We start from the raw sequence: 25,440 nt of genomic DNA on the forward strand, positions 1-25,440 counted from the left end.
GGCGGGCGGAGCGGGTGGCGGGGTGCCCGGTCGGAAGGTCACGGACGACCCCTACAGTCCGGCGCGACGGGACTCGGCGAGCTCGACGAGGCGGTCGCGCAGCTCGTCGGCGTCCGCTGCCGGGACGCCCGGGATCCGGACGTTCGTCGCAGCGGCGGCGGTGACGAACTTCAGCTCGCTCATGCCGAGCGCCCGGTCGAGCGGCCCGCGGGCGACGTCGACGAGCTGCATCCGGCCGTACGGCACGGCCGTGAACCGCTGCCACATGAGGCCGCGGCGCACGACCAGGTCGTCGTCGCGGAGCGCGTAGCCGATGGCCCGGACCCGTCGGGGCGTGAGCGCGGCGGTGATCGCCGTGGTGACGGCGACGACGATGCCGATGGAGAGCCAGACCGTGCCGGCCCCGGAACCGAAGCCTTCGGTGACGATCCCGATGAGCACGCAGCCCGCGGTGAGCACGACACCGATCACGAGCGTGGTGATGAGTTCGGTCCACACGAGCTTCGCGGACACCCGCTGCCAGGCGATCCCACCGAGGCCGAGGCCGGGCTCGTCGAGTCGTTCACGCGGCATCGCGGGCCTCCTGGGGTTGCTCGGTCAGTTCACCGTCGTCGAACCGTTGCGGGGATCGTCACGGTCGTCGTCGTCACCCGGGGGTGCGATGCACATGCGCTCCGCCACGAGTGCGCAGACCGTCAGGACGATCCCGCCCCCGACGGCGATCACGTTCGGCAGGGTCGAGCCTAGCGAAGGCGTCGCGGAACGGGTCAGCAGGTACAGCACGAGGCCGAGGGCGAACCCGCCGAGCAGCGTGCCGCAGATGCTGGACGCCTTCGCGAGCACGACGACCCGCGTCGCGTAGAGCGGGTCGACCGGCCGCTGGCGTCCGGCGCCGTCGCGCGCGTGCCGGCGCACCGGGCGCGCCATGAGCACGACGGCGACGCCGATGAACGCGAGCGTGACGCCGAGCGGGATCGAGAACAGGAACGTCGGCAGCTGGCGCGACGCCAGGACGGCGTCCAGTGCGAAGCCGGCGACCACCGTCACGACGGCGATGCTGATCAGTGTGGAGGCACGGGTGGGCTTCATGCGCTGGTCGCGCTCCCCGCCGGCCGGGAGGCCCGTGCCGGCTCCGCGAACAGGCGCGGCTCGTCAACGCGCTCGGTGTCGTCCCCCACGGCGGTGAGCAGGTCGGCCACCGGTCCGGCACCGGGCAGGACGGCCTCGGGGTCGGCGTCGAGCCACGGGGCGAGCACGAACGCGCGCTCAGCGGCCCGGGGGTGCGGCACGACCAGGGTGTCGGTGGCGATCCGCAGGTCGTCCACCGCGACGACGTCGAGGTCGAGGGTGCGGTCGCCCCACCTGACCTCGCGCGTGCGGCCGTGGGCGTCCTCGATGCCGTGCAGGGCGTCGAGGAAGGCCTGCGGCTCGAGGTCGGTGTCGACGACCACGACGGCGTTCCGGTAGCGGGGCTTCGACGTGTCGAGGCCGTCGAGGGTCACGGCGACCGACTCGACCTCGCGGCTCGAGGCCACCGGCTCGACCCCGGGCAGGGCGGCGATCGCGGTGGCGGCGGCGCGGAGCGTGCTCCCCCGGTCGCCGAGGTTCGCTCCGAGGGCGACGACGACCCGGTGGGTCATTCTTCTTCCTCGTCCGGCACCGTGGCGCCGCGGGCACGCCGGATGGTGATCGAGACGTCGGTGAACGGCACGGTGATCGGGGCCTGCGGCTTGTGCACCGTGACCTCGGTCGCCAATGCGGCACGGTGGGTGAGCACGGCCGCGGCGATGCGCTCGGCCAGCGTCTCGATCAGGTCGACCGGGTCGCGTTCGATCTCGGCGACGACCTGCTCGGCGAGGACGCCGTAGTGCACGGTGGCGTCGAGGTCGTCGCTGCCCGAGGCGGCGCGGGCGTCGAGCTCCACGGCGACGTCGACGACGAAGTCCTGGCCGTCCTCGCGCTCGTGGTCGAAGACGCCGTGGTGTCCGCGGGCGCGGACCCCGGTGAGTCGGATGGTGTCGTTCACGATCGAGCTGCCCTCCAGGCGTCCCAGACGTCGAGCACGGCACGGGTCGGTGCCGGGTCGTGCACGCGCACACCCCACGCGCCGCGTTCGGCGGCGAGCAGGCTGATGGCGGCGGTGGCGAGGTCGCGCTCCCTGGGCGGGGCACCCTCGGGGCTCCCGACACCGTCGAGGAACCGCTTGCGTGAGGCGGCGACGAGCACCGGCAGGCCGATCGAGGCGAAGCGCTCGTAGCCGGCCAGGATCTCCCAGTTCTGCACGCCGTGCTTGGCGAAGCCGAGGCCCGGGTCGATGACGACCTGCTCCTGCCGGACGCCGAGCACGATGAGTTCGGCGACCCGGAGTTCGACCTCGCGCCGGACCTCCTCGACCGCGTGGGTGTACTCGGCGTTGCGGTACATCCGGTCGCTGTGGCCGCGCCAGTGCATGACGACGAAGCCGACGCCCGTCGACGCCACGACCCGGGCCATGTCGGGGTCGGCGAGTCCACCGGAGACGTCGTTGACGATTGCGGCACCGAGGTCGACGGCACGCTCGGCCGTCGCGGCGTTCATCGTGTCGACGCTGACCGGGATGCCCTCGGCGACGAGCTGCTGCACGACCGGCAGCACCCGTTCCTGCTCGACCGGCACGGGCACGCGCTCGGAACCGGGGCGGGTGGACTCCCCGCCGACGTCGATGACGTCCGCACCGGCCGCGACGAGGTCACGTGCGTGCTGCACCGCGGCGTCGTAGGCCTGGTGCAGCCCGCCGTCGCTGAACGAGTCGGGGGTGACGTTGAGGATGCCGAGTACCCGGGTGCGCTCCTCGGCCGGACCACCGCGGTCACGGCGACGGCCGGTCACGACCTCCGGCACCGGCTGGGGTGCACGGAGGTCGATCGCGACCGTCGCCGGTTCGGCGGCGGCGGCGCGGGCACGACTCACCTCGGCGAGTCGACGCTCTCGTCGCGTCGGCAGCTCGGTCATGCCGGCCTACGCGGGGGCGATACCCGGGTTGCCGAACGGGCGACGACGGGTCTTCGAGGTCGACTCGGAGTCCGACGGGTCCGCTGCGGTCGAGGCGGCCTTGCCGGGCACGTCGATCGCGGGCAGGTTGCTGACCGGGCGCTTGTCGCTGGAGAGCCACTGCGGGCGCTCCGGCAGCTTGCGGACGTCCTTGAAGATCTCCACGAGCTCCGGGGCGTCGAGCGTCTCCTTCTCGAGGAGCTCGCCGGCCAGGCGGTCGAGGATGTCGCGGTTGTCGTTGAGCACCTGGTAGGCCTCGTCGTGCGCGGCCTCGAGCAGGGCCCGGGTCTCGGCGTCGACCGTCTGGGCGATGGTCTCCGAGTAGTCGCGACCGGTGCCACCGCTCATGTCACGGCCGACGAACGGCTCGCTCGAACCGGACCCGAGCTTCACGGACCCGACGGCCTGGCTCATGCCGTACTCGGTCACCATCTTGCGGGCGGTGCCGGTGGCCTTCTCGATGTCGTTCGAGGCGCCCGTGGTCGGGTCGTGGAACACGATCTCCTCGGCGACGCGACCACCCATGGCGTAGGTGAGCTGGTCGAGGAGCTCGTTGCGGGTGACCGAGTACTTGTCCTCGAGCGGGAGCACCATCGTGTAGCCGAGGGCACGGCCGCGGGGCAGGATCGTGATCTTCGTGACCGGGTCGGTGTGCCGCATCGCCGCTGCCGCCAGGGCGTGGCCGCCCTCGTGGTACGCGGTGATCAGGCGTTCCTGGTCGGACATGATCCTGGTCCGGCGCTGCGGGCCGGCCATCACGCGGTCGACGGCCTCGTCGAGGGCACGGTTGTCGATGAGCTGCGCGTTCGAGCGGGCGGTCAGCAGGGCCGCCTCGTTCAGGACGTTCGCCAGGTCGGCACCGGTGAAGCCCGGCGTCTTGCGGGCGAGCAGCTCGAGGTCGACGCTCGCGGCGAGCGGCTTGCCCTTCGCGTGCACCTCGAGGATCTGCTTGCGGCCGGCGAGACCCGGGGCGTCGACGCCGATCTGGCGGTCGAAACGGCCGGGGCGCAGGAGCGCGGGGTCGAGCACGTCGGGACGGTTCGTCGCGGCGATGAGGATGACGTTCGTCTTGCCGTCGAAGCCGTCCATCTCGACCAGGAGCTGGTTCAGCGTCTGCTCGCGCTCGTCGTTGCCACCGCCGATGCCGGCACCACGGTGACGACCGACGGCGTCGATCTCGTCGATGAAGACGATGGCCGGCGAGTTCGCCTTGGCCTGCTCGAAGAGGTCACGGACACGGCTCGCACCGACACCGACGAACATCTCGACGAAGTCCGAACCGGAGATCGAGTAGAACGGCACGCCGGCTTCTCCCGCGACGGCGCGGGCGAGCAGGGTCTTGCCGGTTCCGGGAGGGCCGTAGAGCAGCACGCCCTTCGGGATCTTCGCCCCGACGGCCTGGAACTTCGCGGGCTCCTTGAGGAACTCCTTGATCTCGTGGAGTTCCTCGATCGCCTCGTCGGCACCCGCGACGTCGGCGAACGACACCTGCGGGTTCTCCTTGTTGTTGATCTTGGCCTTCGACTTGCCGAACTGCATGACCTTCGAGCCGCCACCCTGGGCGCTCGAGAGCAGGAACCAGAACAGGGCACCGATGATCAGGAACGGCAGCAGGATGCCGAGCAGCGACAGGAACCAGTTGCCCTGGGCGACGCGGTCGTTGTAGCCGTCCGGCAGGTTGGCGTCGTTGACGGCCTGCACGACCTCTTCGCCACGGGGCGTGGAGTAGTAGAACTGCTCCTGCTTGTCGCCGTCCTTCAGGACGAGGTCGACCCGCTGCTCAGTGGAGTTGATGGTCGCGGACGAGACCTTGTCATCGGAGAGCTGCTCGAGACCCTTCTGGGTGTCGATCTCTTGCGTGCTGCCCTGGCTGATGACGCTCCAGCCGATGAAGATGCCCGCCAGCGCGATCAGCACGTAGAGGTACGGGCCGCGGAAGATGCGCTTGAAGTTCATGTGATCCGGGCGCGAGTGCCCGACACCTTTCTCTGCCGAAGTTGCGTGCAGGTCAGCATACGGCCGCGATTCTGTGGCGAGAATGGGTGTCCTCTGCGGGCGAACTCACCCCCGGGCCAGAGTCGGCCGAGTGCGACCCGAGCGCGGCGGGCCGCCCGTCAGGAGTAGACGTGCGGAGCGAGGACGCCGACGCCGCGCAGGTTGCGGTAGCGCTCGTCGTAGTCCAGGCCGTACCCGACCACGAAGGCGTCGGGGATGTCGAAGCCCACGTACTTCACGTCGACCTCGACCTTGGCGGCCTCGGGCTTGCGCAGCAGGGCGACGATCTCGACGCTCGCGGCACCACGGGACTGCAGGTTCTGCTTGAGCCACGACAGGGTCAGACCGGAGTCGATGATGTCCTCGACGATCAGGACGTCGCGCCCGTGCAGGTCGGTGTCGAGGTCCTTGAGGATCCGCACCACGCCGGACGACTTCGTGCCGGAGCCGTACGACGACACCGCCATCCAGTCCATCCGCGCCTGCATCTTGAGGTGGCGCGAGAAGTCCGCCATCACCATGACGGCACCCTTGAGCACCCCGACGAGCAGCGGGTCGCGGCCCGCGTAGTCGGCGTCGACGACCGCCGCGAGCTCGGCGAGCTTCTCGTCGATCTGCTCGGGGGTGAAGAGCACTTCGGACAGGTCTGCCTGGACGTCGGAGAGTTCCACCACGCCAGCCTAACCGGCGCTGAACTCGATGCGGTCGCCGGTCCGCGTGGCACGGACGCCCGGCAGGTCGATCGGGCCCTGTCCGCTCCAGTCCGTGACCAGCCGGCAGACCTCGAGCGTCTGCACGCGCGACAGCGTCACCCCGAACTCACTCTCCACCGCCAGGCGCACGAGTCGCTGCCGGAGCGCCGGCGGGTTCGCTCCGAGCGCCCGCACCGACAGCGAGATGCCCGCCTCGGAGTGCTCGGCGATGTCCTCCGCGATCTCCTCGGCGAAGTGGTCGAGCGCCGCGGAGTCCTCGCGCAGCTGGTCGGCCGTCCGGGCCAGGGCCTCGGGCACCCCGGCACCGAGCTCCCGTTCGAGCACCGGCAGCAGGGTGTTCCGCACCCGCACCCGTGCGTACGCGGGGTCGTCGTTCTGCGGGTCGTGCCACGGCGCCAGCCCCGCCGCGGCGCACGCCTGCCGGGTCGCGTGGCGCCGGACCGACAGGAGCGGCCGGCCGTAGGCCGGACCGCCGTCACGGCGGGCGAGCGGCTGCATGCCGGACAGGCTGTCCGGCCCGCTGCCGCGCAGCAGGCCGAGCAGCACGGTCTCGGCCTGGTCGTCCAGCGTGTGGCCCAGCAGCACCAGGGGTGACCCGGTGGCGGCGGCGACCTCGGCGATCGACGCGTGGCGGGCCTCCCGGGCGGCGCCTTCCGGACCACCGTCGGAGCCGACCGTGACCCTGCGGACCGTCACCGGGTCGAGTCCCAGCTCGGATGCCTGCCGGGAGGCGCGGCTCGCGACCGCCTCGGAGCCCGCCTGGAGCGCGTGGTCGACGACCACTGCCCCGGCCCGCAGACCCTGCTTGCCCGCTTCGAACGCGGTGGCCGCCGCCAGGGCGAGCGAGTCCGGTCCGCCGCTCAGTGCGACGAGCACCAGGTCGCCTGCGGCGACCACGCCGTCGTCGACGGCTGCGGCGAGCAGGTCGCGGACCGCCAGGCGGGTCTCGGCGACGGCGGGGTCGAGCCGGGGACGCGGAGAGTTCACCCGGTAACGTTAGCCGCGCTTTCGCAACACACGACAGTCCCCGAAGCAGACACAGGAGCGCAACATGGCCGCGTACGACGTCGTCGTCGAGATCCCCAAGGGCAGCCGCAACAAGTACGAGGTGGACCACGAGACCGGTCGCGTCTACCTCGACCGCGTGCTGTTCACCTCGTTCGTCTACCCCACCGACTACGGGTTCTTCGAGAAGACCCTGGCCGACGACGGTGACCCCGTGGACGCGCTGCTGCTGCTCGAGTTCCCGACGTTCCCCGGCGTCGGCGTCAAGGTCCGCCCCGTCGGCGTCTTCAAGATGAGCGACGAGGCCGGCAACGACGAGAAGGTCCTCGTCGTCCCCGCCAAGGACCCGCGCTGGGCGCACATCCAGGACATCTCGGACGTGCCGGAGCAGACGAAGGCCGAGATCGCGCACTTCTTCGAGCGCTACAAGGACCTCGAGCCGAACAAGTGGGTCAAGGCCGAGGGCTGGGGCGACGCCGCCGAGGCCGAGCGCATCGTGCAGGCCGGTCAGGCCGCGTACGTGCCCGGCTCGCACTGACGATCCCCTGACGACGAACGGCGCCCGCTCTCCTTCCGGAGGGCGGGCGCCGTTCTGTGTCGTGCGTGGGGGGCGGGGCGCCTGGGGCTTGCGGAGGCGGCGCGGGGCATGCCGGGGGCGTACCGGGTGGAAACGGGCGTACCTGGTGCGTTGATCCGTGCAGGTACGCCCGATCTCGCTTGGTACCGCAGCCGCTCTGGGAAAGAACGGGCACTCCGGGAGCGGGCTACAGGGAACCGCTCGGGCGGGCGACGTACGGCATGAGCTGGTTCGGCAGCCAGATCGCGCGCTCGACGACGCCGACTCCGGGGCGCGCGGCCTCGACCATGGTGCCGTAGCTCGTCACGATCGAGTCGTGGTACGCCCCCGAGGCCGTGCCGTTCGACGAGTAGAACAGGATGTCGCCGGGCTGGCGCTGGGACAGCGGGACGAGGCGGCCGATCGACTTGAAGTAGTTGTACTGCCAGACCACGTTGTGTCCGCCGGTCGCGATGCCCTGCGAGCTGTAGGCCATCATCACGAGGCCGGAGCAGTCCCAGGTGTTCGGGCCGGCGCCGGTCAGGACGTACGGCTCGCCGAGCTGGGCACGGGCGAACGCGATGGCGCCGGCGGCCTTCGAGGGGCTGCTCGGGGCCGGAGCGGGCGCCGGTGCCGGAGCAGGCGCGGGTGCCGGCTTGCTCGGCGTGCTGGGGGTGCTCGGCTTGCTGGGGGTGCTCGGCTTCGCGGGGGTGCCGGGGTTCGACGGGGTGCTGGGCTTGGACGGCGTGCTCGGGACGGCCGGGGTGGAGGTCCCGCCGCCGGTGCTGCCGGTGCCGCCCGTGTTGCCGGTGTTGCCGGTGTTGCTGCCGCTCGTGCCGCCGCCGGTGGCGTTCCCGGTGCCGGAGCCGTTCCCGGTGCCGGTGTCGCGCGTCTGCTTCGCGATGGCGGCCGCGGCGGCCTTCGCCTGCTGCGCGCTCCAGTACGCGGTCTCCGTCGCGACGCTCGTGCCCTTCAGGTACGCGAGCTGGTGCAGGACCTCGGCCTGCTGGTCCTGTTCCTTCTGCACCCGCGCCTGGGCGCCTGCGGCCACGTCGTTGGCCGTCGCGAAGGTGGTCTTCGTCGCCTCGGTCGCCTTGCTCAGGGCCTTCTCGGCCGCGGACTGCTGGGCGGCCAGGGACTCGACGGTCTTCTGATCGGCGCGTGCTTCGGCCAGGACCGTCGCGGAGCGCTCGGACAGGTGCGACATCGTGCCGACCCGGTAGAGCAGGTCCTTCGAGTCCGACGAGTCCATGAGCATCGTCGTCGACAGGTCACCGCCGCCCGTGCGGGACAGCTCGACCACGAGCCCGGCGACCTGGCCGGCCGAGTCGTCCGCCCGGGCCTTCGCACGCTTCGACTGCGCGGACAGGTCGGCGAGGGTGTCCTTCGCCTCCTGCTGCTGCGACGCCGCGAGGGCGTACGCCTGCCCGGCCTGCTGCTCGGCGACACCGGCCTGGTCGGCGGCGTCCTGCAGCGTGCCGAGCCGGTCGCTCAGCTCGTCGACCGTCTGCTGGGCGTCGGCCGCATCGGACTTGGCGGCCTTGACGTCGTCCCAGGACGGACCCGAGGGTGCGGCCTGGGCCGGTCCGGCGATGACGACCGACAGGCCGATGCCGAGCACGGCGATGGTCGCGATCCCGCAGGAGAACGAGCGAGCGGAGGTGGTCATGACGTGGGTCGACGCCTTCTGGTGGCGCTGATGCTCATACCGAGATCCCCCGCGCTGCCATGAAGGGGACCGGGTCGACGGCAGCGCCGTTGATCCGGGTCTCGAAGTGGAGGTGGCACCCGGTCGACCAGCCGGTCGAGCCGATCTTGGCGATCTGCTGTCCCGCGGTGACGTGCTGGCCGGCGGTGACCATGATCCCGCCGTCGACGACGTGGCCGTACGCGGTGGAGATGCCGCCGCCGTTGTCGAGGATGACCTCGTTGCCGTACCCGCCACCGTTGCCGGCGAAGGTGACGGTGCCGTCGTGCGCCGCGTAGATCGGGGCGTAGCAAGCGGGGGCCAGGTCAACGCCCGCGTGCAGGGCGCTGACGTGCGTGTAGGGGTCGACGCGGTAGCCGTAGGGGCTGGTCTGGAACCCGCCTGCGGGTCGGACCCAGCCCGCCGGGTTGGCGCTGCCGCCACCGGTGCCGCCCTGGCTGGTCGCCGCGGCCTTGGCTGCTGCCTTCGCGGCGGCTGCTGCGAGGCGGGCCTGGCGGGCCTTCTCGGCGGCGACGCCCCTGCGGTAGTCGGCCTCGACGCCGCGCTGCTTCGAGGTGAGCGCGGTCAGCTGCGCTTCGAGCCTGGACTCGTTGTCGTTCTGGGCGTCGACCGCGGTCTGTGCGGCGTCCGCGGCTCCCTGAGCCTGCTGCATCTTCGACTGTGCGGCGTCGGCGAGGTCCCCGAGGGCCTGCTTGGCGCGGTCGGCCTTGTCGGCGAGGCCCTGGGCCACACCGCGGTCCTGCGAAGCCTGCGCGTAGATGCCCTCGGACTGCTCGCTGAGCTTCGACATGGCACCGAGCTCGTAGAGCAGGTCGCCGGAGTCGGACGGGTGCGTGAGGATGTCCGTCGTCACGTCGTCACCGCTGGTGCGACCGAGCTGGGCGGCGAGCTGACCGGCCTGCTCCTCGGACCGTGCGGCGGTCTGCTCGGCGTCGTCGGCCTGCGACTGGAACTTCTTCTGCTTGAGCGTCGCCTCGTCGTACTTGTTCTGCGCGGCCTGGTACGCCTCGCCCGCGGCCTGCGCGGCCTTCTGCTTGGCAGCCGCCTCGCTCTTCAGCGACGAGATGAGCGACTTGATCTCGCTGACCTTGGCCTGCTGGGCGCTGGTCGACGACTTCGCCCGCTGCACCTCGTCCCAGCTGGGGTAGCTCGCGGCGCTGGCGGACGACGCCGGGGCGAGGACCGCGAGCGTGCCGGCTGTGAGCGCGACGGCGACCGCGGCGGCGATCAGGCGGCTGCGGGAGCGGAGGGAGAAGGGAGTGGAGGTCGACATGTATCTCGATTTCGTAACAGCGCGGCAAGGCTCACGCACGTAACACTGTTAACAGGTGCAACAGTAACAACACGGGTCGCAGGCTCGACAGCCCCTCGGACGAGGGGTGCGGCCGCCGACGATGCTCGCACCGACAGCATCGGAGACCCGTGCGCTGACGGCGCGACACGCCGGGGATGCACGGTTGGCGGGGTTGGATTTGTGAAACCCGGGGGGCATCCGTATGCTTGTCCATCGGTAGCGCGATGCACTGCTTGCGGCCCTATCGTTTAGTGGCCTAGGACACCGCCCTTTCACGGCGGCAGCACGGGTTCGAATCCCGTTGGGGTCACTCCTTGAGTGAGCGAGCAAGTAGTACTGAACAACACCACAGCAAGACACAACACAACATGGCCCTGTAGCGCAGCTGGTTAGCGTGCCGCCCTGTCACGGCGGAGGTCGCGGGTTCAAGTCCCGTCAGGGTCGCCACGGCTGGATAGCTCAGTTGGTAGAGCGTTCGACTGAAAATCGAAAGGTCCACGGATCGATGCCGTGTCCAGCCACCGGTGAAGGCCCCCTGCTTCGGCAGGGGGCCTTTTCCGTTGTCTGGCCGGTGTGACCTGCTCGCAAAACACCGGTGTTCGCGCATCGAGCCGCGGCATGCGCGTGTTCAACGGGCGAACACCGGTGTTTTGCGGACTGCCTACGCCTCGCGGGTCTTCGGGCTGCTGTCGTTCGTCTTCGCGGGGTCGCGCTCGACCACGGCGCCCAGGGCATCGTCGATCCGCGACATGAGCTCCGCGGGGATCGTGACGCCGGCAGCGCCCGCGTTGTCGTGCACCTGCTCCGGACGCGAAGCCCCGATGATCGCCGAGGCGACGTTCTCGTTCTGCAGGACCCAGGCGACCGCGAGCTGCGCCATGGACAGGTTCAGCTCGTCGGCGACCGGCTGCAGCTCCTGCACCGAGGACAGCACCTCGTCGCGCATGAACCGCTTGATCATGTCCGCGCCGCCCTTGTCGTCGGTCGCGCGGGAGCCCTCGGGCAGCGGCTGACCCGGCTTGTACTTGCCGGTGAGCACACCCTGGGCGATCGGCGACCAGACGATCTGCGAGATGCCGAGTTCCTTCGAGGTGGGGACGACCTCGTCCTCGATGACCCGCCACAGCGCCGAGTACTGCGGCTGGTTCGAGATGAGCTGGAAGCCGAGGTCCTTCGCGAGCGCAGCACCGGCCCGCAGCTGGTCCGCGGTCCACTCGCTGACGCCGACGTACAGGACCTTCCCCTGGCGCACGATGTCCGCGAAGGCCTGCATCGTCTCTTCGAGCGGCGTCTCGTGGTCGTAGCGGTGCGCCTGGTACAGGTCGACGTAGTCCGTCTGCAGCCGCTGCAGCGAGCCGTCGATCGACTCGAGGATGTGCTTGCGGGACAGCCCGGTGTCGTTGTGGCCCTTCGGACCTGTCGGCCCGAACACCTTCGTGGCGATCTCGAGGGACTGGCGCCGCTCCCCCTTGAGCGCTTCGCCGAGGACCGTCTCCGCGCCGGTGTTGGCGTAGACGTCGGCGGTGTCGAACGTCGAGATGCCGACCTCGAGGGCGGCCTTGACGCAGGCGATCGCCGCGTCGTTCTCGACCTGGGATGCGTGGGTGAGCCAGTTGCCGTAGGTGATCTCGGAGACCTTGAGGCCCGAGTTGCCGAGGTAGCGGTACTCCATGTGCGTGTCACTCCTGTCGTGGGGCGCGTCGGTGCGACCCGAACCGTGACGGTAGTCCCGTCGCCCCCAGGAGCACTCGGCCTGCGAGTGCACGCCTGTACGCTGATGTTTCAGAGACGATCGAAAAAGACGAAACCCCGGCGATGTGGCCTGAGCCAGGGATCGTTCCGGGGTCTTCGTGAACAACGTTAGCAGGCGAGGCGGGATGCAGGAAGACGAGCTCGAGCGGCTCATCACAGCCGATCGGCTCCGTTCGTACGCAGGGCGGACGGGGTCGTCGACTGAAGCACTGCGGCTCTACGAGTGGAACATGCGAGCCGCGGCGGCAGTCATGGAGCTCACCGGCGTCGTCGAGGTGTTCGCTCGCAATGCGCTCGACCGTGAACTCTGCGCGTGGGCATCGAGCCGCACCGGGCCGCCCTGGTTCGACATCGCACCACTCGACAGCCGCGGGCGTGCCGACCTCGCGAAGGCACGGGCACGGGCGGGTCGAGAAGGTCGACGTCCCGAAGTACACGGACGGGTCATCGCGGAGCTCAGCTTCGGGTTCTGGCGGTACCTCGTCGAATCGCGGTACCACACCTCGCTCTGGGTGCCTGGCCTGCATCGAGCCTTTCCGCACGGGCCGGACAACCTGCGCATCCGACGGAGCGAGGTGGCGCGACGGCTCCAGCAGCTGCACTTCGTGCGGAACCGCGCCGCGCACCACGAACCCATCCACGCGCGGAACCTGCAGCGGGACCACGACTTCGCACTCGAACTGCTCGGCTGGATCAGTCCACACGCGGCGTCCTGGGCTGAGGGCACCACTTCGATCGAAGCCGTGCTCCGTGCCCGCCCCGACGGGTAGGTGCAGGATCGGAGGGGTTCGGCGCAGGGCTGCGCCGCGGAGAGCGAGGGAGCATCCATGACCGGAGCGAGCGTGTTGTTCATCGGCGGGAGCGGCGTCATCAGCGCCGCCTGCGTCCGGGAAGCCGTCGAGCAGGGGTTCGACGTGACCGTGCTCAACCGGGGGACCACCGGGGGCAGGCCGATCCCGGAGGGTGTGACGCGCCTCCAGGCCGACGTGTCGGACCGCAGCGCACTGGCGGACGCACTCGGCGACCAGCGCTTCGACGTGGTCGTGAACTGGATCGCCTTCACGCCGGACCAGGTGCAGGCCGACGTCGACTTCTTCGCCGGGCGGACGCGGCAGTACGTGTTCATCAGCTCGGCCTCGGCGTACCAGACGCCGGCGACGCACCTGCCGATCACCGAGTCGACGCCGCTGAAGAACCCGCACTGGCAGTACTCGCGCGACAAGATCGCGTGCGAGGAGCTGCTGATGGAGGCGTACCGGGAGCAGGACTTCCCGGTGACGATCGTGCGGCCGTCGCACACCTACGACGAGACGAAGCTGCCGCTGACCGGCGGCTGGACCGCGGTCGCTCGGATGCGTGCCGGCAAGCCGGTCATCATCACCGGCGACGGCACCTCGCTGTGGACCCTGACGCACAGTCGCGACTTCGCGGTCGGGTTCACGGGGCTGCTCGACCGGGCCGAGGCGATCGGTGAGCCCTTCACGATCACGAGCGATGAGGCCCCGACGTGGAACGCCATCGCGCACGAGATCGCGGCTGCGGCCGGGGTCGAGGACCTGCGGATCGTGCACGTGCCGGCGGACGCGATCAACGCCGTCGACCCCGAGTGGGGCGCGGCGCTGCTCGGCGACAAGGCGAACAGCTCGGTGTTCGACAACAGCAAGGTCCGGTCGCTCGTGCCGTGGTACCGGCCGCGCACGACCTACCGGCAGGGTGTGCGCGAGGTCATCGCCTGGTACGAGGCGCACCCCGAGGAGCAGGTCGTCGACGAGCGGCTCGATGTCCTGATGGACGAGTTAGCGGCGCGCTGGGCGGTGTGAGCCGCACTTGGTGACGCGCGCCGGCGCACGCAAGACACCGGTGTTCGCGCTCCGCACCGCGGCATGCGGGGGTTCAACGCGCGAACACCGGTGTTTTGCGGATCAGGTCAGGCGCGCGCGGCGAGCACGTCCGCCAGGGTTCCGATCGCGAAGCGCACCTCGTCGTCGGTGACGACGAGGGGCGGCGCGAAGCGGATCGTCGACCCGTGGGTGTCCTTCACCAGGAGCCCGCGGTCGGCGAGGTCCTTCGAGATCGCCTTGCCGGTGCCGAGCGCGGGGTCGATGTCGATCCCCGCCCAGAGTCCGGCGACCCGGTGCGAGACGACACCCTTGCCGAGCAGGTCGTCGAGCAGGCCGCGCAACAGCGGTTCGCCGTCGAGGGCCCGCTGCTGGAAGGTGCCCTCTCCGAGCATCGCCACGACCTCGGCGCCGACGGCGGCGGCGAGCGGGTTGCCGCCGAAGGTCGATCCGTGTTCGCCGGGGCGCAGGACGCCCAGGACATCGCGCGAGCCCACCACCGCGGACACCGGCACGATGCCGCCACCGAGGGCCTTGCCGAGCGTGATCAGGTCGGGACGCACCCCGACGCGCTGCACCGCGAGCGTGTGCCCCGTGCGACCGAGGCCGGACTGGATCTCGTCGGCGATGAACAACGCGCCGAACTCGTCGCAGACCGCGCGGACTTCAGGGAGGTACGACTCCGGCGGGATGACCACGCCGCCCTCACCCTGGATCGGCTCGAGCAGCACGGCGACGACGGTCTCGTCCATCGCCTCGCGCAGGGCCGCAGCGTCGCCGTACGGCACCGTGCGGAAGCCGGGCGTGAACGGCCCGAAGTCATCATGGGCCGAGGGGTCGTCCGAGAACGAGATGATCGTCGTGGTGCGACCGTGGAAGTTCCCGGACGCGACGATGATCGTCGCCCGCTCGGCCGGCACGCCCTTGACGCGGTAGCCCCAGGCGCGGGACACCTTGATCGCGGACTCGACGGCCTCGGCACCGGTGTTCATCGGCAGGACCATCTCGGTCTCCGTCAACGCTGCCAGTGCCGCGGCGAACGGCCCGAGCTGGTCGTTCACGAACGCGCGGCTCGTGAGCGTCACGCGGTCGAGCTGCGCCCGTGCGGCGTCGAGCAGCCGCGGGTTGCCGTGACCGAAGTTGACCGCCGAGTACGCGGCGAGGCCGTCCAGGTACTGCTTGCCGTCGACATCGGTGACGGTCGCTCCGGCACCCGACGCGATGACGACGGGCAGCGGGCTGTAGTTGTGCGCGAGGGCGCGGTCCTCGACGGCGAGCGCCGCCGCGGTGTTGACCCCGAGCGACGCTGCCGCCGACATCAGCTGACCCCGAGCGAACGCGCGACCGAGGTGCCGGTGCCGACCGGGTGCAGGTCGAGCGTGCAGCACTTCACGCCGCCACCGCCGAGCAGCAGCTCGGACAGGTCGACGCCGATCGGGTTGTAGCCCTTCTCGCGCAGCTGCTCGGCGAACCGAACAGCCCGGGCGGCGATCACGACGTTGTACCCGTCGGAGTACGAGTTCAGGCCGAGGATCGCGGCGTCCTCCTCAGTGGCGATGATCGCGTCCGGGAAGCGCTCGCGCAGGATCGCCAGCGACGGCTCGTCGAAGGCGCTCTCCAGGTACGCGATGTTGCTCGTCCCGTCGACGGCGGGCTCGGGGTCGAGCACGGCGATGGCGGTGTCGAGGTGGTAGAAGCTCGGGTTGATGAGCTTGAGCGTGACGACCTCGCGGCCGTAGATCTTCGCGAGCTCGTCGTGCGAGGTGCTGTCCGACCGGAAGCCGGTGCCTGCGAAGATGGTGTCCCCGATGAGCAGGAAGTCGCCCTCGCCCTCGTTGGTCTGCTCCGGCTCGGCGACGGTCAGACCGGCCTGGCGGAACCAGTCCATGTACGCGGGGCCCTCGGGCTGGCGCTCCGGGTACTGGAACTTCGCGCCGTAGGCGATGCCGTCGAGGACGAACCCGCCGTTGGCCGCGTAGACCATGTCCGGCAGGCCGTCGATGGGGTCGATGTACGAGATGTCGAAGCCGAGCTGCTCGTAGACGGCGACGAGTGACTCCCACTGCTCGACGGCCTTCGACGTGTCGGTCGGCTCCTCCGGGTGCATCCACGGGTTGATCCGGTAGCTCACGGTGTAGAAGTCCGGCTTGCACATCAGGATCGTGCGCTTGGTGGCGACACGGGCCGGGGTGGCGACGGACTCGGGGGCGGGTGCGGTGTTCGACATCAGTCCTCCTGGAAGGGACCGGGGCCCGAGCCTGCCAGGAACCGAAACGGAACGAGGAGAAGAGCTCCGGTGAGATGCAGGCTCACTCACCGCAGCGGACCAGGTCGACGCCGTGTCGATCCTTCCACAGACCGTCCGGCAAGTGCAGTACCGGGACTCTGACGGCTTGACACCCGTTCGGGTGACGCACGTTTCGTGCGCGAGACCCACCAGCCTCGCAACAAGTCCGCGTACGATGGGGACAAATGGATACGCTCGACCACCGCATCCTGGATCAGCTCCGGGACAACGCCCGCGCCGGCTACGGCGACATCGGGTCGGTGGTCGGACTCTCGGCCTCGGCCGTCAAGCGCCGTGTCGACCGGCTGGTCGGTGACGGCGTCATCCAGGGCTTCACGATCAAGGTCGACCCCGCCGTCGAGGACCGCGGGACCGAGGCCTGGGTCGAGCTCTACTGCCGCGGCACCGTCTCGCCCGACGAGCTGCGTGCCCTGCTCGACACCGTCCCCGAGGTCATCGACGCCGGCACGGTCACCGGCAGCGCCGACGCCGTCGTGCACATGCGCTCGAAGGACCTGTCCGCGCTCGAAGAGGCGCTCGACAAGGTCCGCCTCGCACCCCAGGTCGACCACACCCGCTCCGCGATCGTGCTCTCCAAGCTCGTCAGTCGAGAGACCGCGTAACGTCCCACGCATGGGACGGAAGACGGTCTGGAGGCGCGGATCACCGCCCACGGGATCGCGCCCTGCCCGGCAGCTGGTCACGGCTGCAGGCCTCGCCTACGTCGCGAACTGCCTGTGGGGCACCGCGGTCGCCGTGCAGCTGATCCGCACGAAGAAGCTCCGGGTCGTGCACCACGGGCTGTTCGTCGTGACCGCGACCCTGACCGGTGTCGCCGCGACGACCCCCGCGTGGACGCGCGACCGGACCGCACTGTTCCTGCTGCCGGCACTCGTGCCGCTGGCGTTCGCTCCACGCACCAACCCGCGCTCCGGAGCACACTGGAAGGTCGCGGTCGCCGCCGCACCGTCCTACCTGGGGGCCGTGCTCGCTCGCAGGCGATCAGAGAGGTGAGCAGTGGAGCTGTTCGAGGCCATCCGACGACGACGCACGACGAACGGGCCGTTCCTGCCCGATCCGGTGTCGGACGAGCACCAGCGGATGCTCATGGAGCTCGCCGGCCGGGCGCCGTCGCAGCTCAACAGCCAGCCGTGGCGCTTCGTGCTGATCGAGGAGCGCCGGACGATCGACCGCGTCGCCGAGATCAGCGGCAGCTCGATGACCCGCACCATGGCCGAGGGAACGTTCTTCGAGCGGTACAAGCCGTACTTCCGGTTCTCGAAGGCCGAGATGGACGAGCGACGCGACGGGATGCTGTTCGACAAGCTCCCCGGGCCGCTTCGGCCGTTCACGAAGCAGGTGTTCACGAAGCGCGGGCAGCTGCTCATGAACACGCTCCGGGTGCCGCAGACCCTGGGTGAGGAGAACCGGAAGCTCGTCGCCGGGTCACCGCTGCTGCTCGGCGTGCTGCTCGACCGCCACGAGTACCGGAAGGAGGAGCTGTCCGGCTTCTACTCGGTGTTCAGCATGGGCGCGGCGATGGAGAACATCTGGCTCGCGACGACCGAGCTCGGCCTGGGGATCCAGTTCGTGTCCTTCCCGATGGAGACCCCCGGCGCGTGGGAGGAGATCGAGGGACTGCTCCGCGTGCCCGAGTCGCTCGAGCTGATGGCCGTCTACCGGATCGGGTACCTGCCACCGGAACGACGACGTCCGGCCATCGACTGGACGTCGAGCGAGCGGAAGCGTCCCTCGCAGTACGTGTTCCGCGGCACCTGCGACACCCCGCAGCGCGGGTGGGACGACGCACCCGTCGCAGCCCACATCGAACCGGAGGCGACCACATCGTGACCGACACCCGACCCACCCACGTGACCCCGGGCCTCCAGGCCGTTGCCCCCGGCCTGCCGGGCCGCCCCTGGATCTCGCAGGACTGGCTCGACGTCGTCTTCGTGCACTGGCGCGTCGATGTGTCGGCGGTGGCCCCGCTGCTGCCGGCCGGCACCCGGCCCGACACGATGGCGCTCGACGGCACCGACGACGGGGTGACCACCTGGGTGGGCCTCATCGCGTTCCGGTTCGAGGACACGCGGTTCCCGCCGTTCTCGACCGGGAGCATCGGCGACTTCGTCGAGCTGAACGTCCGCGTCTACACGGTCGACGAGCAGGGGCAACGCGGGGTGGTGTTCCTGTCGCTCGACGCCGGCAAGCTCCTGCCGACCATCGGCGCACGCGTCGCGACCGGACTGCCGTACCGGTGGGCGGTCGCGGAGTCGCGCAGCGGTGACGGCCGCGTGGGGTACGCGATGCGTCGGCACGGCACTCACCTGCGGTCGATGCTCGACGTCCGGATCGGCGAGGCGCTCGACGAGCCGGGGCCCCTCGAGACGTTCCTGACGGCGCGGTGGGGCATGCACGTGCACCGGGCCGGACGGACGCGGTTCTGGCCGAACGAGCACGAGTCGTGGCCGTTGCACCGGGCCTCGGTGGTGTCGCTGCGGGACGACCTGGTCGGAGCGGCCGGGCTGCCCTTCGGGCTGACGGAGCTCGAGCCGGACTCGGTGCTCTACTCGCCGGGGGTCACGACGCGGTTCGGTCGGGGGCGCTGAGGCCGAACGACGTCAGTCGTGGGGTGACGGACGTGCGACGACGAACTGATGGACGGCCATCACGGCGCTGATCACCGCGAAGGCAGCGCCGAACGTCCAGGTCGTGCTCCGGAAGTCCGGGAGATCGGCGAGCGTGCGGCCGAGGACCGCGAGGACACCGCACCATGCGGCGACGGCGAGTGCTGTCCACGCGACGACGAGGCGATCGATCCGCGGCACCGAGCGCGTGAAGCGGAACGCCGTCGGGACGCCGGCGACCGCACCGAACAGGGCGCCGAAGGGGAACCCGACGGTCAGGGTGGTGACCGACACGATGCCGACGCTCACGACCGCGACGACCACGCGGGTGACGTGGGACCGCCACGAGGCTCCGCGGCTCTGCTCGTCGTACGCGCGCCGACCCGTCACGAACAGGGCGACTGCGCCGACGGTCGTCACCACTGCGGCGGACACCCCGACGACGAGCGCCAACGCACCACCGAAGGCGATCCCGAAGGCGACGTGTGCGGCGGCGAGGAGCAGCGCGAGGACCGGGTACAGCCAGACCTCGAGCGGCCGGTTCGGTGTGTTGAGCACCCAACCGGGCGGCGCCTCCTCGGCGGGGCCGGCGGTGTCGGGGTCTCGGGTCTCCACCTGGCCATGATGTCCGATCGGTGCGTGCGTGGTTCGGTACGGCGACTTCGGGGGACAGCGGCTGAGTGGTGCACGGCCGACCGCAGGTACAAGGGAGCCATGACTCGAGTGGCAGTGGTGACCGGTGGATCCGCAGGACTGGGACGGGCGACCGTCCGGGAGCTCGCCGCGCGGGGGTGGGACGTGGCCGTCCTGGCCCGCGGGCAGGAGGGCGTCGACGCCGCCGTCGCCGAGGTCGAGGCCGCCGGGCGCCGCGGGCTGGCCCTGGTCGCCGACGTCTCCGACCGTGACGCCGTCGAGGCTGCGGCCGACCGGGTCGAGCAGGAGCTCGGACCGATCGACCTGTGGGTGAACGGCGTGATGGTCGGGGTGTTCGGGAAGTTCCTCGACACCGCGCCGGAGGACTTCGAGCGGGCGCTGCACGTGACCTACCTCGGCTTCGTGAACGGCACCCGGTCGGCACTGTCGCGGATGGTCCCCCGCGGTCGTGGGCACGTGATCCAGGTCGGCTCGGCGCTCGGGTTCCGCGGGATCCCCCTGCAGGCCGCGTACTGCGGCGCGAAGCACGCGATCGTCGGCTTCACCGAGTCGGTCGTCTCCGAGCTGCGCGAACAGGGCAGCAAGGTCAAGGTGTCCCGCGTGGACATGCCGGCGCTCAACACGATCCAGTTCCAGTGGGTGAAGTCGAAGCTGCCGCACCACCCGCAGCCGGTCGCCCCGATCTACCAGCCCGAGGTCGGTGCCCGGGCCATCGCCGCCGTGGCCGAGCGGCCGCGCAGCCGCACCTGGGTGGGCGAGTCCACGGTCTACACGATCCTCGGCAACCGGATCAGCGGACGCTTCGCCGACTGGTACGCCGCCAAGACCCTGGTCGACGGGCAGCAGGCGCCGGACAAGGACGGCCTCGAGATGCGGGACAACCTGTACGAGCCGGTGCCGGGCGACCACGGTGCGCACGGCGTCTTCGACGAGTCCGCACACGCCTGGTCGCCGCAGACCTGGTGGGTGGAGCACCGCCGGGTCGGCAACGGCATCATCGGGGCCGTGCTCGGTGCCGCCGGGGCGGTCGCACTCGTCGCGGGACGCCGACGATGAGCCACCGGTCGTCGACCGTGAGCGGGACAGCCGTCGTCGAGCTGGCCCGGGCCGGGCTCGGCCTGTGGCACCTGAGCCGTGCGGCCCGAGGGTCCGACCGGGCGGTGCTGCACGGCGTGCTCGGGGTCCGGCAGCTCGCACAGGCCGTCCTCGTCGCGCGGGCGGGTTCCGGCAACGCGCACACCCTGAGTGCCGTCGTGGACGCCCTGCACGGCGCGACGATGGTGCCGCTCGCCGTCGATCCACGTCGACGCCGGTTCGCGGTCGACCAGTTCTGGATCGCCGTGGTGCTCGCGGTCGCCGAGGCAGCGGTCGTCGGTCGCGGAGGACGCCGCTGAGTCCTGTCGGAGGTGCTCGGTAGCGTCCCCGGCATGAGCACGATCTACTCCGTCGCGTCCTCGCTGGACGGCTTCGTCGCTGCGCCCGACGACGACCTCGACTGGCTGCTGCAGTTCGGGTTCGAGCCGTTCCAGGAGCACCACGACCGGTTCTACGCGGGCGTCGGCGCGATCGCGATGGGGTCGACGACGTACGAGTGGCTGCTCGACCACGACGACACGTGGGCGTACCCGGACCTGGCGACGTGGGTGTTCACGACCCGTGACCTGCCGGTGCCGGATTGCGCCGACGTGCGCTTCGTCTCGGGCGAGGTCGGCGACCACCAGGCCGACCTCGAGCGCGTGGCCGACGGCCGCGACGTCTGGGTCGTCGGCGGCGGACTGCTCGCGGCGCAGTACCAGCAGGCGGGCCTCCTCGACGAGTTGCGGGTCACCGTGATGCCGGTCGCGCTCGGCGCCGGAGCGCCCCTGCTGCCGGTCGCCGCACCGACCCCGGTGTTCGAGCTCGTCGGCACCACCCAGTTCGACGGCGGGGCGGTCGAGCTCCACTACCGTTCCGCAGCAACCGCGGCGTAGCGTCCGGAGCATGAGCGACAACGAGCAGACCGAGCCCGTCATGGACGGTGCCACCGATGCCACGAACCACGAGAAGCTGCAGGGCCTGATCGAGCAGGTCGACCACGACCACGCCGGTGAGGGTGCCGGCGCGATGGCCGACCACCTGCGCGACCGCATGGACGAGACCGGTGTCGAGGACGAAGACGCGGGTGACGCCGAGGACTGATCCTCGGGGCACTTCGTGAGCAGAAGAGGTCGGGTCCCCACACGGGACCCGACCTCTTCTGCTCACGAAACGAAACGCACGAAGCGCAACGCGCGCCAAGCGGAAGCGCCTAGACGCGCAGCTCGGAGAAGTCGCTGTCGACGTCGCCGAACCGGTGCGCGGTGATCGACACCGACTGCTCGCGCAGGTACGGCAGCATCTCGATCACGCCGGCCTCGACCACGGGGGCGTCGTGGATCGCGACGTCGATGCTCGCACCCAGGGCTTCCTCGAGGGCGAGCGGGTCACCGCCGAGCAACCGGATCCGGGCACCGGGACCACCGAACGCCGTGTGGGCCGGGCGGTCCTGCCCCTGTGACAGCACGGCCTCGAGCGCGTCGACGGGCTGGTCGTCCTGGTCGGTGGACCAGTCCGCCTGGAACACGGCCCCCGAGGACGCGCGGGCGTGGAACTCCTGGTCCGACTCCACCAGGTGGTCGACGACGTCGAGCGGGGACCGGTTCCCCGCGAGCAGCTGCGTGAGCGGGCCGGGCAGCGGCCGAGCCGTGCTGAGCAGGACGTGCGCACGTGCCGAGGTCGCGGCGACGAGCGTCCGGACGAGGTCCACGGTCGAGGCGTCCTCGGCCTGACGCACGATGACGGACTGGGGTCGGTGGCGCAGCACGTTCCGCTGCACCACGAGCCCGGACAGGTCCCGCGACCGGAAGAGGGTCTCTCGTGCGTGCACGTCGCTCAGGGCTCCGGCGCGGACCCGGTCGAACTCCTCGAACGACAGCCCGCTGCGTGCGGCCTCGATCACCGCGGTGACGCGCGGAGGCAGGCCGTGCAGCTGGATGCTCTTGTGCACGGTCCGGGGCGTGGGCAGCCAGCGGCCGAGCGTCGCGACGTACATGGGCCCGCCGGCCTTGGTGCCGGTGCCGACCGAGGAGCCCTTCCAGCCACCGAACGGCTGCCGCCCCACGACGGCACCGGTGATGCCGCGGTTGACGGACAGGTTGCCGGCGCGGACGCGGGCGAGCCACTCGGACACCTCGTCGACGTCGAGCGAGTGGATGCCCGCCGTCAGCCCGAAGTCGGTGCCGTTCTGGATGGCGATCGCCTGCTCGAGGGTCTCAGCGCGCACGATGCCGAGCACCGGGCCGGGGTACTCGGTCTGGTGGAAGTCGCTGCCGGGGCGGACGCCGTCGCGGATCCCCGGCGACCAGAGCCGGCCGGAGTCGTCGACCGCCTCGGGCTGCACGAGCCAGGACTCCCCCGGCCCGAGCTCGGTCAGGCCCTGGCGGAGCCTGCCCTGCGGTTCGGCGATGAGCGGGCCGACCTGCGCCGTGGGGTCGTCCGGCCACGCGACCCGGAGCGTGCGGGTGGCGTCGACGAGCTGCCGCTGGAAGCGCTCGCTCTCACCCACGGACCCGACCAGGATCACGAGGGACGCCGCCGAGCACTGCTGTCCGGCGTGCCCGAAGGCGGACTGCACGATGTCCTGCACCGCCAGGTCGAGGTCGGCGCTCGGCGTGACGACGATGGCGTTCTTGCCGCTCGTCCCGGCGGTGAGCGGCAGCCCCGCGCGCCACCAGCGGAACGAACGGGCGGTGTCGGACGAGCCGGTCAGGATGATGCGGTCGACCGTGGGGTGGCCGATGAGGTCGCGGCCGAGTTCGTCCTCGGCCAGGTCGACGAGCTGCAGCAGCGAGTGCGGCACCCCGGCGTCCCAGAGCACGTCGGCGAGCACGGCACCGGACCGCTTGGCCTCGGGCGCGGGCTTGAGCACGACACCGCTGCCCGCGGCGAGCGCCGCCAGCACACCACCGGCGGGGATGGCGACGGGGGAGCTCCACGGCGGCACGACGACGGTCAGCCGCGGCGGCACGTACTGCGCGCCCTCGATGTCCCCGAGGCGGCGGGCGCTCTCGGCGTAGTAGTGCGCGGCGTCGACGGCCTCGGTCACCTCGGCGTCGGCCTCGGCGAAGGTCGTGCCCGTCTCGGCGGCCATCACCTCGATCAGGTCGGCGCGGCGGGTCTCGAGTTCGTGCCCGATGAGGTCGAGGAGCTCGGCACGGTCGGACGGGTCCTGCCGCCCCCAGTTCACGCCGGCCTGGGCGGTGCGCGCCATGATCCGCTCGAGCTTGGAGCGGTCGGCGACCTTCGCACCGCGGATCGTCTGCGCGCCGAGCTGCGAGCGCGGCACCCGGCGCAGGACGTCGAGCGCCCAGGCCCGGTTCGCGGCGATGGACGGGTCGGTGTCGGGGGCGTTGCGGAACGCGTCGCGCAGGATGGGTTCGCCGAGCGCGCGGTGGCGGTCCTGCGTGCGGTGGGTGGCGGGGACGGGCTCGTCGAGTGCGGCGACGGACGCCAGGAACCGGCTGTGCTCCCGCTCGAAGACGCTGGCGTCGTGGTCGATGTCGGACGCGGCGGCGATGAAGTTCTCGGGGCTCGCGCTCTCCTGCAGGCGACGGGCCAGGTACGCGATGGCCGAGTCGAACTCGTCCGGCTGCACGACGGGCGTGTAGAGCAGGATCTGGCCGACGTCGGCCCGGACGGCCTGGGCGTGTGTGGACGCCATGCCGAGCAGCATCTCGACGTCGACGGCGTCGGTGACCCCGCGGCGCTGGGCGAGCACCCACGCGGTGGCGAGGTCGAACAGGTTGTGCCCGGCGACCCCGATCCGCACGGCGTCGGTGCGTTCCGGTGTCAGTGCGGCGTCGAGCAGCCGGAGGTAGGCGGTGTCGGTCTCGCGCTTGCTGCCCCAGGTGGCGAGGGGCCACCCGTGCAGGATCGCGTCGACGTGCTCCATGGCGAGGTTCGCGCCCTTGACGAGCCGCACCGTGATCGGGGCGCCGCCGCGCGCCCGGCGTTCCTGCGCCCACGCGGTCAGCGCGTCGAGTGCTCCCGCTGCGTCGGGCAGGTAGGCCTGCAGCACGATGCCGGCCGGCAGGTCGGCGAACTCGTCACGGTCGAGCAGCGCCCGGAACACGGCGAGGGTGACGTCGAGGTCGCGGTACTCCTCGATGTCGAGGTTGATGAACTTGGCGGGGCGTCCGGAGGCCGTCGGTGCCGCGGCCAGGCGGTAGAGCGGGACGAGCCGGTCGACGACGCGCTCGACGGTCTGGTCGAAGGCCCACGGCGAGGTCTGCGGCACGACGGCGCTCACCTTGATCGACACGTGGTCGACGTCGTCGCGGGCGAGCAGGTCCATGGTGCCCTGCAGGCGTCGGTCGCTCTCGGCGCTGCCGAGGACGGCTTCGCCGAGCAGGTTCACGTTCAGTCGCGTCCCCGGACCGCGGACCTTGGCGAGGGCCGGGCCGAGCTTGCTCGTGCTCGCGTCGATGACCAGGTGCCCGGTCATCCGGCGCAGGATCCGGCGCGCGGTCGGGATCACGGCCCACGGCGCCATGGTGGCGAACCCGCCGCCGAGCGTCACCGCCCCGCGCAGGTACCAGGCGAGGAAGTCGGGGACGTCGCGGCTCAGCTGCTCGAGGTTCCGTGCCGCCACCCGGGGGTCTTCGGGGCGGATGACCTTGTCCACGAACCCCCGCGTGAAGTCGAGGCCCTGCTCGTCGCGCAGGACCTCGGCCAGACGGACCGCTCCCGGGTCGGGCTTCACCCCGGCGGACGCCGCCAGCCACCGGCGCACGAGCGCGACGGCGTCATCGGTGGTGTCCTGGAGGCGAGCGCTCGGCATCCCCCGATCGTATGCCGCACGTCCGACGCGACCTCGGAGCACGCCGTACGTCGGCCAGGAGTCATCCGAGCGGATGAAAGGGCTCGCGGCGCGGTCCGATCGTCCGCCCGGTGGATACGCTGGT

The 25,440-nt window shown here is 71.0% G+C and carries 26 protein-coding genes and 3 tRNA genes; 14 read left to right on the top strand and 15 right to left on the bottom strand.

Annotated features, from left to right (window positions below; translation table 11 throughout):
* Positions 1 to 51: 51 nt before the first annotated feature.
* From DEJ01_RS17180 to tilS, 8 genes are all read right to left on the bottom strand, one after another.
* Positions 52 to 573, bottom strand: a complete 522-nt coding sequence (locus DEJ01_RS17180; protein WP_111093707.1) for a PH domain-containing protein — start codon at positions 571 to 573, stop codon at positions 52 to 54.
* Between the two features lie 24 nt (positions 574 to 597).
* Positions 598 to 1,089, bottom strand: coding sequence for a DUF3180 domain-containing protein (locus tag DEJ01_RS17185; RefSeq protein WP_071404509.1), 492 nt, complete (start codon positions 1,087 to 1,089; stop codon positions 598 to 600).
* Positions 1,086 to 1,640, bottom strand: coding sequence for a 2-amino-4-hydroxy-6-hydroxymethyldihydropteridine diphosphokinase (folK, locus tag DEJ01_RS17190; protein ID WP_035809345.1), 555 nt, complete (start codon positions 1,638 to 1,640; stop codon positions 1,086 to 1,088). The genes DEJ01_RS17185 and folK overlap by 4 nt, the downstream gene beginning before the upstream one ends.
* Positions 1,637 to 2,026: a dihydroneopterin aldolase gene (gene folB / locus DEJ01_RS17195; protein WP_071404507.1), complete on the bottom strand. Its 390-nt coding sequence runs from the start codon at positions 2,024 to 2,026 to the stop codon at positions 1,637 to 1,639. The genes folK and folB overlap by 4 nt, the downstream gene beginning before the upstream one ends.
* Positions 2,023 to 2,991, bottom strand: a complete 969-nt coding sequence (gene folP, locus DEJ01_RS17200; RefSeq protein WP_173032459.1) for a dihydropteroate synthase — start codon at positions 2,989 to 2,991, stop codon at positions 2,023 to 2,025. The genes folB and folP overlap by 4 nt, the downstream gene beginning before the upstream one ends.
* 6 nt (positions 2,992 to 2,997) lie before the next feature.
* Complete coding sequence (gene ftsH / locus DEJ01_RS17205) at positions 2,998 to 4,986, bottom strand: ATP-dependent zinc metalloprotease FtsH (RefSeq protein WP_027467057.1); 1,989 nt, start codon at positions 4,984 to 4,986, stop codon at positions 2,998 to 3,000.
* A 158-nt stretch (positions 4,987 to 5,144) separates the two neighbouring features.
* On the bottom strand, positions 5,145 to 5,696 hold the full coding sequence (gene hpt / locus DEJ01_RS17210; protein ID WP_017887686.1) for a hypoxanthine phosphoribosyltransferase: 552 nt from the start codon (positions 5,694 to 5,696) through the stop codon (positions 5,145 to 5,147).
* A gap of 9 nt (positions 5,697 to 5,705) precedes the next feature.
* Positions 5,706 to 6,725: a tRNA lysidine(34) synthetase TilS gene (gene tilS / locus DEJ01_RS17215; protein WP_027467056.1), complete on the bottom strand. Its 1,020-nt coding sequence runs from the start codon at positions 6,723 to 6,725 to the stop codon at positions 5,706 to 5,708.
* Positions 6,726 to 6,789: 64 nt separating this feature from the next.
* Between tilS and DEJ01_RS17220 the strand changes: the two genes are divergently transcribed.
* Positions 6,790 to 7,281: an inorganic diphosphatase gene (locus tag DEJ01_RS17220; RefSeq protein WP_027467055.1), complete on the top strand. Its 492-nt coding sequence runs from the start codon at positions 6,790 to 6,792 to the stop codon at positions 7,279 to 7,281.
* Between the two features lie 226 nt (positions 7,282 to 7,507).
* Here DEJ01_RS17220 and DEJ01_RS17225 read toward each other — a convergent pair whose 3' ends face one another.
* Both DEJ01_RS17225 and DEJ01_RS17230 read right to left on the bottom strand, forming a co-directional pair.
* Positions 7,508 to 8,968: an NlpC/P60 family protein gene (locus DEJ01_RS17225; protein ID WP_111093708.1), complete on the bottom strand. Its 1,461-nt coding sequence runs from the start codon at positions 8,966 to 8,968 to the stop codon at positions 7,508 to 7,510.
* Positions 8,969 to 9,002: 34 nt separating this feature from the next.
* The gene (locus DEJ01_RS17230; RefSeq protein WP_111093709.1) at positions 9,003 to 10,280 is read right to left on the bottom strand and encodes a M23 family metallopeptidase; all 1,278 of its coding nucleotides are present in this window, start codon (positions 10,278 to 10,280) and stop codon (positions 9,003 to 9,005) included.
* Between the two features lie 258 nt (positions 10,281 to 10,538).
* On the opposite strand from DEJ01_RS17230, the gene DEJ01_RS17235 reads away from it, so the two are divergent.
* The 3 genes from DEJ01_RS17235 (at position 10,539) to DEJ01_RS17245 (ending at position 10,822) form a co-directional block, all read left to right on the top strand.
* A tRNA-Glu gene (locus DEJ01_RS17235) sits at positions 10,539 to 10,611 on the top strand.
* Between the two features lie 60 nt (positions 10,612 to 10,671).
* Positions 10,672 to 10,748: transfer RNA gene (locus tag DEJ01_RS17240), tRNA-Asp, on the top strand.
* A gap of 1 nt (position 10,749) precedes the next feature.
* Positions 10,750 to 10,822: transfer RNA gene (locus tag DEJ01_RS17245), tRNA-Phe, on the top strand.
* Positions 10,823 to 10,962: 140 nt separating this feature from the next.
* Here DEJ01_RS17245 and DEJ01_RS17250 read toward each other — a convergent pair.
* Positions 10,963 to 11,973, bottom strand: coding sequence for an aldo/keto reductase family protein (locus DEJ01_RS17250; RefSeq protein WP_071404504.1), 1,011 nt, complete (start codon positions 11,971 to 11,973; stop codon positions 10,963 to 10,965).
* 205 nt (positions 11,974 to 12,178) lie between these two features.
* Between DEJ01_RS17250 and DEJ01_RS17255 the strand changes: the two genes are divergently transcribed.
* Together DEJ01_RS17255 and DEJ01_RS17260 are read left to right on the top strand one after the other, a co-directional pair.
* Positions 12,179 to 12,823, top strand: coding sequence for a hypothetical protein (locus DEJ01_RS17255; protein WP_111040158.1), 645 nt, complete (start codon positions 12,179 to 12,181; stop codon positions 12,821 to 12,823).
* Between the two features lie 57 nt (positions 12,824 to 12,880).
* Positions 12,881 to 13,873, top strand: a complete 993-nt coding sequence (locus tag DEJ01_RS17260; protein ID WP_111093710.1) for an NAD-dependent epimerase/dehydratase family protein — start codon at positions 12,881 to 12,883, stop codon at positions 13,871 to 13,873.
* Between the two features lie 107 nt (positions 13,874 to 13,980).
* Here the strand turns inward: DEJ01_RS17260 and rocD are convergent, their stop codons facing one another.
* Positions 13,981 to 15,210, bottom strand: coding sequence for an ornithine--oxo-acid transaminase (rocD, locus tag DEJ01_RS17265; RefSeq protein WP_111093711.1), 1,230 nt, complete (start codon positions 15,208 to 15,210; stop codon positions 13,981 to 13,983).
* On the bottom strand, positions 15,210 to 16,118 hold the full coding sequence (gene ddaH, locus DEJ01_RS17270) for a dimethylargininase (protein WP_071245287.1): 909 nt from the start codon (positions 16,116 to 16,118) through the stop codon (positions 15,210 to 15,212). The genes rocD and ddaH overlap by 1 nt, the downstream gene beginning before the upstream one ends.
* A gap of 245 nt (positions 16,119 to 16,363) precedes the next feature.
* Here ddaH and DEJ01_RS17275 point away from each other — a divergent pair, with 245 nt between their 5' ends.
* Genes DEJ01_RS17275 through DEJ01_RS17290 form a run of 4 tightly spaced genes read left to right on the top strand, consistent with a single transcriptional unit; the run spans position 16,364 to position 18,787 of the window.
* The gene (locus tag DEJ01_RS17275) at positions 16,364 to 16,801 is read left to right on the top strand and encodes an Lrp/AsnC family transcriptional regulator (protein WP_017887694.1); all 438 of its coding nucleotides are present in this window, start codon (positions 16,364 to 16,366) and stop codon (positions 16,799 to 16,801) included.
* A gap of 10 nt (positions 16,802 to 16,811) precedes the next feature.
* Positions 16,812 to 17,192 (top strand): hypothetical protein, encoded by a 381-nt coding sequence (locus tag DEJ01_RS17280; protein ID WP_111093712.1) that lies wholly within the window; start codon positions 16,812 to 16,814, stop codon positions 17,190 to 17,192.
* Positions 17,193 to 17,195: 3 nt separating this feature from the next.
* Positions 17,196 to 18,029: a nitroreductase family protein gene (locus tag DEJ01_RS17285; protein WP_111093713.1), complete on the top strand. Its 834-nt coding sequence runs from the start codon at positions 17,196 to 17,198 to the stop codon at positions 18,027 to 18,029.
* Positions 18,026 to 18,787: a YqjF family protein gene (locus tag DEJ01_RS17290; protein ID WP_258367223.1), complete on the top strand. Its 762-nt coding sequence runs from the start codon at positions 18,026 to 18,028 to the stop codon at positions 18,785 to 18,787. Before DEJ01_RS17285 ends, DEJ01_RS17290 begins: the two co-directional genes overlap by 4 nt.
* Positions 18,788 to 18,799: 12 nt before the next feature.
* On the opposite strand, the gene DEJ01_RS17295 is transcribed toward DEJ01_RS17290, so the two are convergent.
* Entirely contained in the window at positions 18,800 to 19,420 is a 621-nt protein-coding gene (locus DEJ01_RS17295; RefSeq protein ID WP_111093714.1) for a hypothetical protein, read from the bottom strand.
* Positions 19,421 to 19,519: 99 nt separating this feature from the next.
* Between DEJ01_RS17295 and DEJ01_RS17300 the strand changes: the two genes are divergently transcribed.
* Genes DEJ01_RS17300 through DEJ01_RS17315 form a run of 4 tightly spaced genes read left to right on the top strand, consistent with a single transcriptional unit; the run spans position 19,520 to position 21,637 of the window.
* On the top strand, positions 19,520 to 20,515 hold the full coding sequence (locus DEJ01_RS17300; RefSeq protein WP_031260052.1) for an SDR family oxidoreductase: 996 nt from the start codon (positions 19,520 to 19,522) through the stop codon (positions 20,513 to 20,515).
* A 17-nt stretch (positions 20,516 to 20,532) separates the two neighbouring features.
* The gene (locus DEJ01_RS17305) at positions 20,533 to 20,853 is read left to right on the top strand and encodes a hypothetical protein (protein ID WP_146247660.1); all 321 of its coding nucleotides are present in this window, start codon (positions 20,533 to 20,535) and stop codon (positions 20,851 to 20,853) included.
* Between the two features lie 33 nt (positions 20,854 to 20,886).
* The gene (locus DEJ01_RS17310) at positions 20,887 to 21,429 is read left to right on the top strand and encodes a dihydrofolate reductase family protein (RefSeq protein WP_111093721.1); all 543 of its coding nucleotides are present in this window, start codon (positions 20,887 to 20,889) and stop codon (positions 21,427 to 21,429) included.
* A gap of 10 nt (positions 21,430 to 21,439) precedes the next feature.
* Positions 21,440 to 21,637: a hypothetical protein gene (locus DEJ01_RS17315; protein ID WP_035809337.1), complete on the top strand. Its 198-nt coding sequence runs from the start codon at positions 21,440 to 21,442 to the stop codon at positions 21,635 to 21,637.
* A 109-nt stretch (positions 21,638 to 21,746) separates the two neighbouring features.
* Here DEJ01_RS17315 and DEJ01_RS17320 read toward each other — a convergent pair whose 3' ends face one another.
* Positions 21,747 to 25,316, bottom strand: a complete 3,570-nt coding sequence (locus DEJ01_RS17320; RefSeq protein ID WP_111093716.1) for a bifunctional proline dehydrogenase/L-glutamate gamma-semialdehyde dehydrogenase — start codon at positions 25,314 to 25,316, stop codon at positions 21,747 to 21,749.
* Positions 25,317 to 25,440 lie beyond the last annotated feature (124 nt).

The sequence above is a fragment of the Curtobacterium sp. MCLR17_040 genome (assembly GCF_003234735.1).
GTDB lineage: Bacteria > Actinomycetota > Actinomycetes > Actinomycetales > Microbacteriaceae > Curtobacterium > Curtobacterium flaccumfaciens.

Coding starts and splice junctions, on each gene's coding strand:
- DEJ01_RS17315 (WP_035809337.1), top strand. CDS start 21,440: ATGAGCGACAACGAGCAGACCGAGCCCGTCATGGACGGTGCCACCGAT.
- DEJ01_RS17180 (WP_111093707.1), bottom strand. CDS start 573: ATGCCGCGTGAACGACTCGACGAGCCCGGCCTCGGCCTCGGTGGGATC.
- DEJ01_RS17220 (WP_027467055.1), top strand. CDS start 6,790: ATGGCCGCGTACGACGTCGTCGTCGAGATCCCCAAGGGCAGCCGCAAC.
- DEJ01_RS17320 (WP_111093716.1), bottom strand. CDS start 25,316: ATGCCGAGCGCTCGCCTCCAGGACACCACCGATGACGCCGTCGCGCTC.
- DEJ01_RS17230 (WP_111093709.1), bottom strand. CDS start 10,280: ATGTCGACCTCCACTCCCTTCTCCCTCCGCTCCCGCAGCCGCCTGATC.
- ddaH (WP_071245287.1), bottom strand. CDS start 16,118: ATGTCGAACACCGCACCCGCCCCCGAGTCCGTCGCCACCCCGGCCCGT.
- DEJ01_RS17250 (WP_071404504.1), bottom strand. CDS start 11,973: ATGGAGTACCGCTACCTCGGCAACTCGGGCCTCAAGGTCTCCGAGATC.
- DEJ01_RS17185 (WP_071404509.1), bottom strand. CDS start 1,089: ATGAAGCCCACCCGTGCCTCCACACTGATCAGCATCGCCGTCGTGACG.
- DEJ01_RS17280 (WP_111093712.1), top strand. CDS start 16,812: ATGGGACGGAAGACGGTCTGGAGGCGCGGATCACCGCCCACGGGATCG.
- DEJ01_RS17225 (WP_111093708.1), bottom strand. CDS start 8,968: ATGACCACCTCCGCTCGCTCGTTCTCCTGCGGGATCGCGACCATCGCC.
- ftsH (WP_027467057.1), bottom strand. CDS start 4,986: ATGAACTTCAAGCGCATCTTCCGCGGCCCGTACCTCTACGTGCTGATC.
- DEJ01_RS17255 (WP_111040158.1), top strand. CDS start 12,179: ATGCAGGAAGACGAGCTCGAGCGGCTCATCACAGCCGATCGGCTCCGT.
- DEJ01_RS17310 (WP_111093721.1), top strand. CDS start 20,887: ATGAGCACGATCTACTCCGTCGCGTCCTCGCTGGACGGCTTCGTCGCT.
- DEJ01_RS17300 (WP_031260052.1), top strand. CDS start 19,520: ATGACTCGAGTGGCAGTGGTGACCGGTGGATCCGCAGGACTGGGACGG.
- folK (WP_035809345.1), bottom strand. CDS start 1,640: ATGACCCACCGGGTCGTCGTCGCCCTCGGAGCGAACCTCGGCGACCGG.
- rocD (WP_111093711.1), bottom strand. CDS start 15,210: ATGTCGGCGGCAGCGTCGCTCGGGGTCAACACCGCGGCGGCGCTCGCC.
- DEJ01_RS17275 (WP_017887694.1), top strand. CDS start 16,364: ATGGATACGCTCGACCACCGCATCCTGGATCAGCTCCGGGACAACGCC.
- folP (WP_173032459.1), bottom strand. CDS start 2,991: ATGACCGAGCTGCCGACGCGACGAGAGCGTCGACTCGCCGAGGTGAGT.
- DEJ01_RS17260 (WP_111093710.1), top strand. CDS start 12,881: ATGACCGGAGCGAGCGTGTTGTTCATCGGCGGGAGCGGCGTCATCAGC.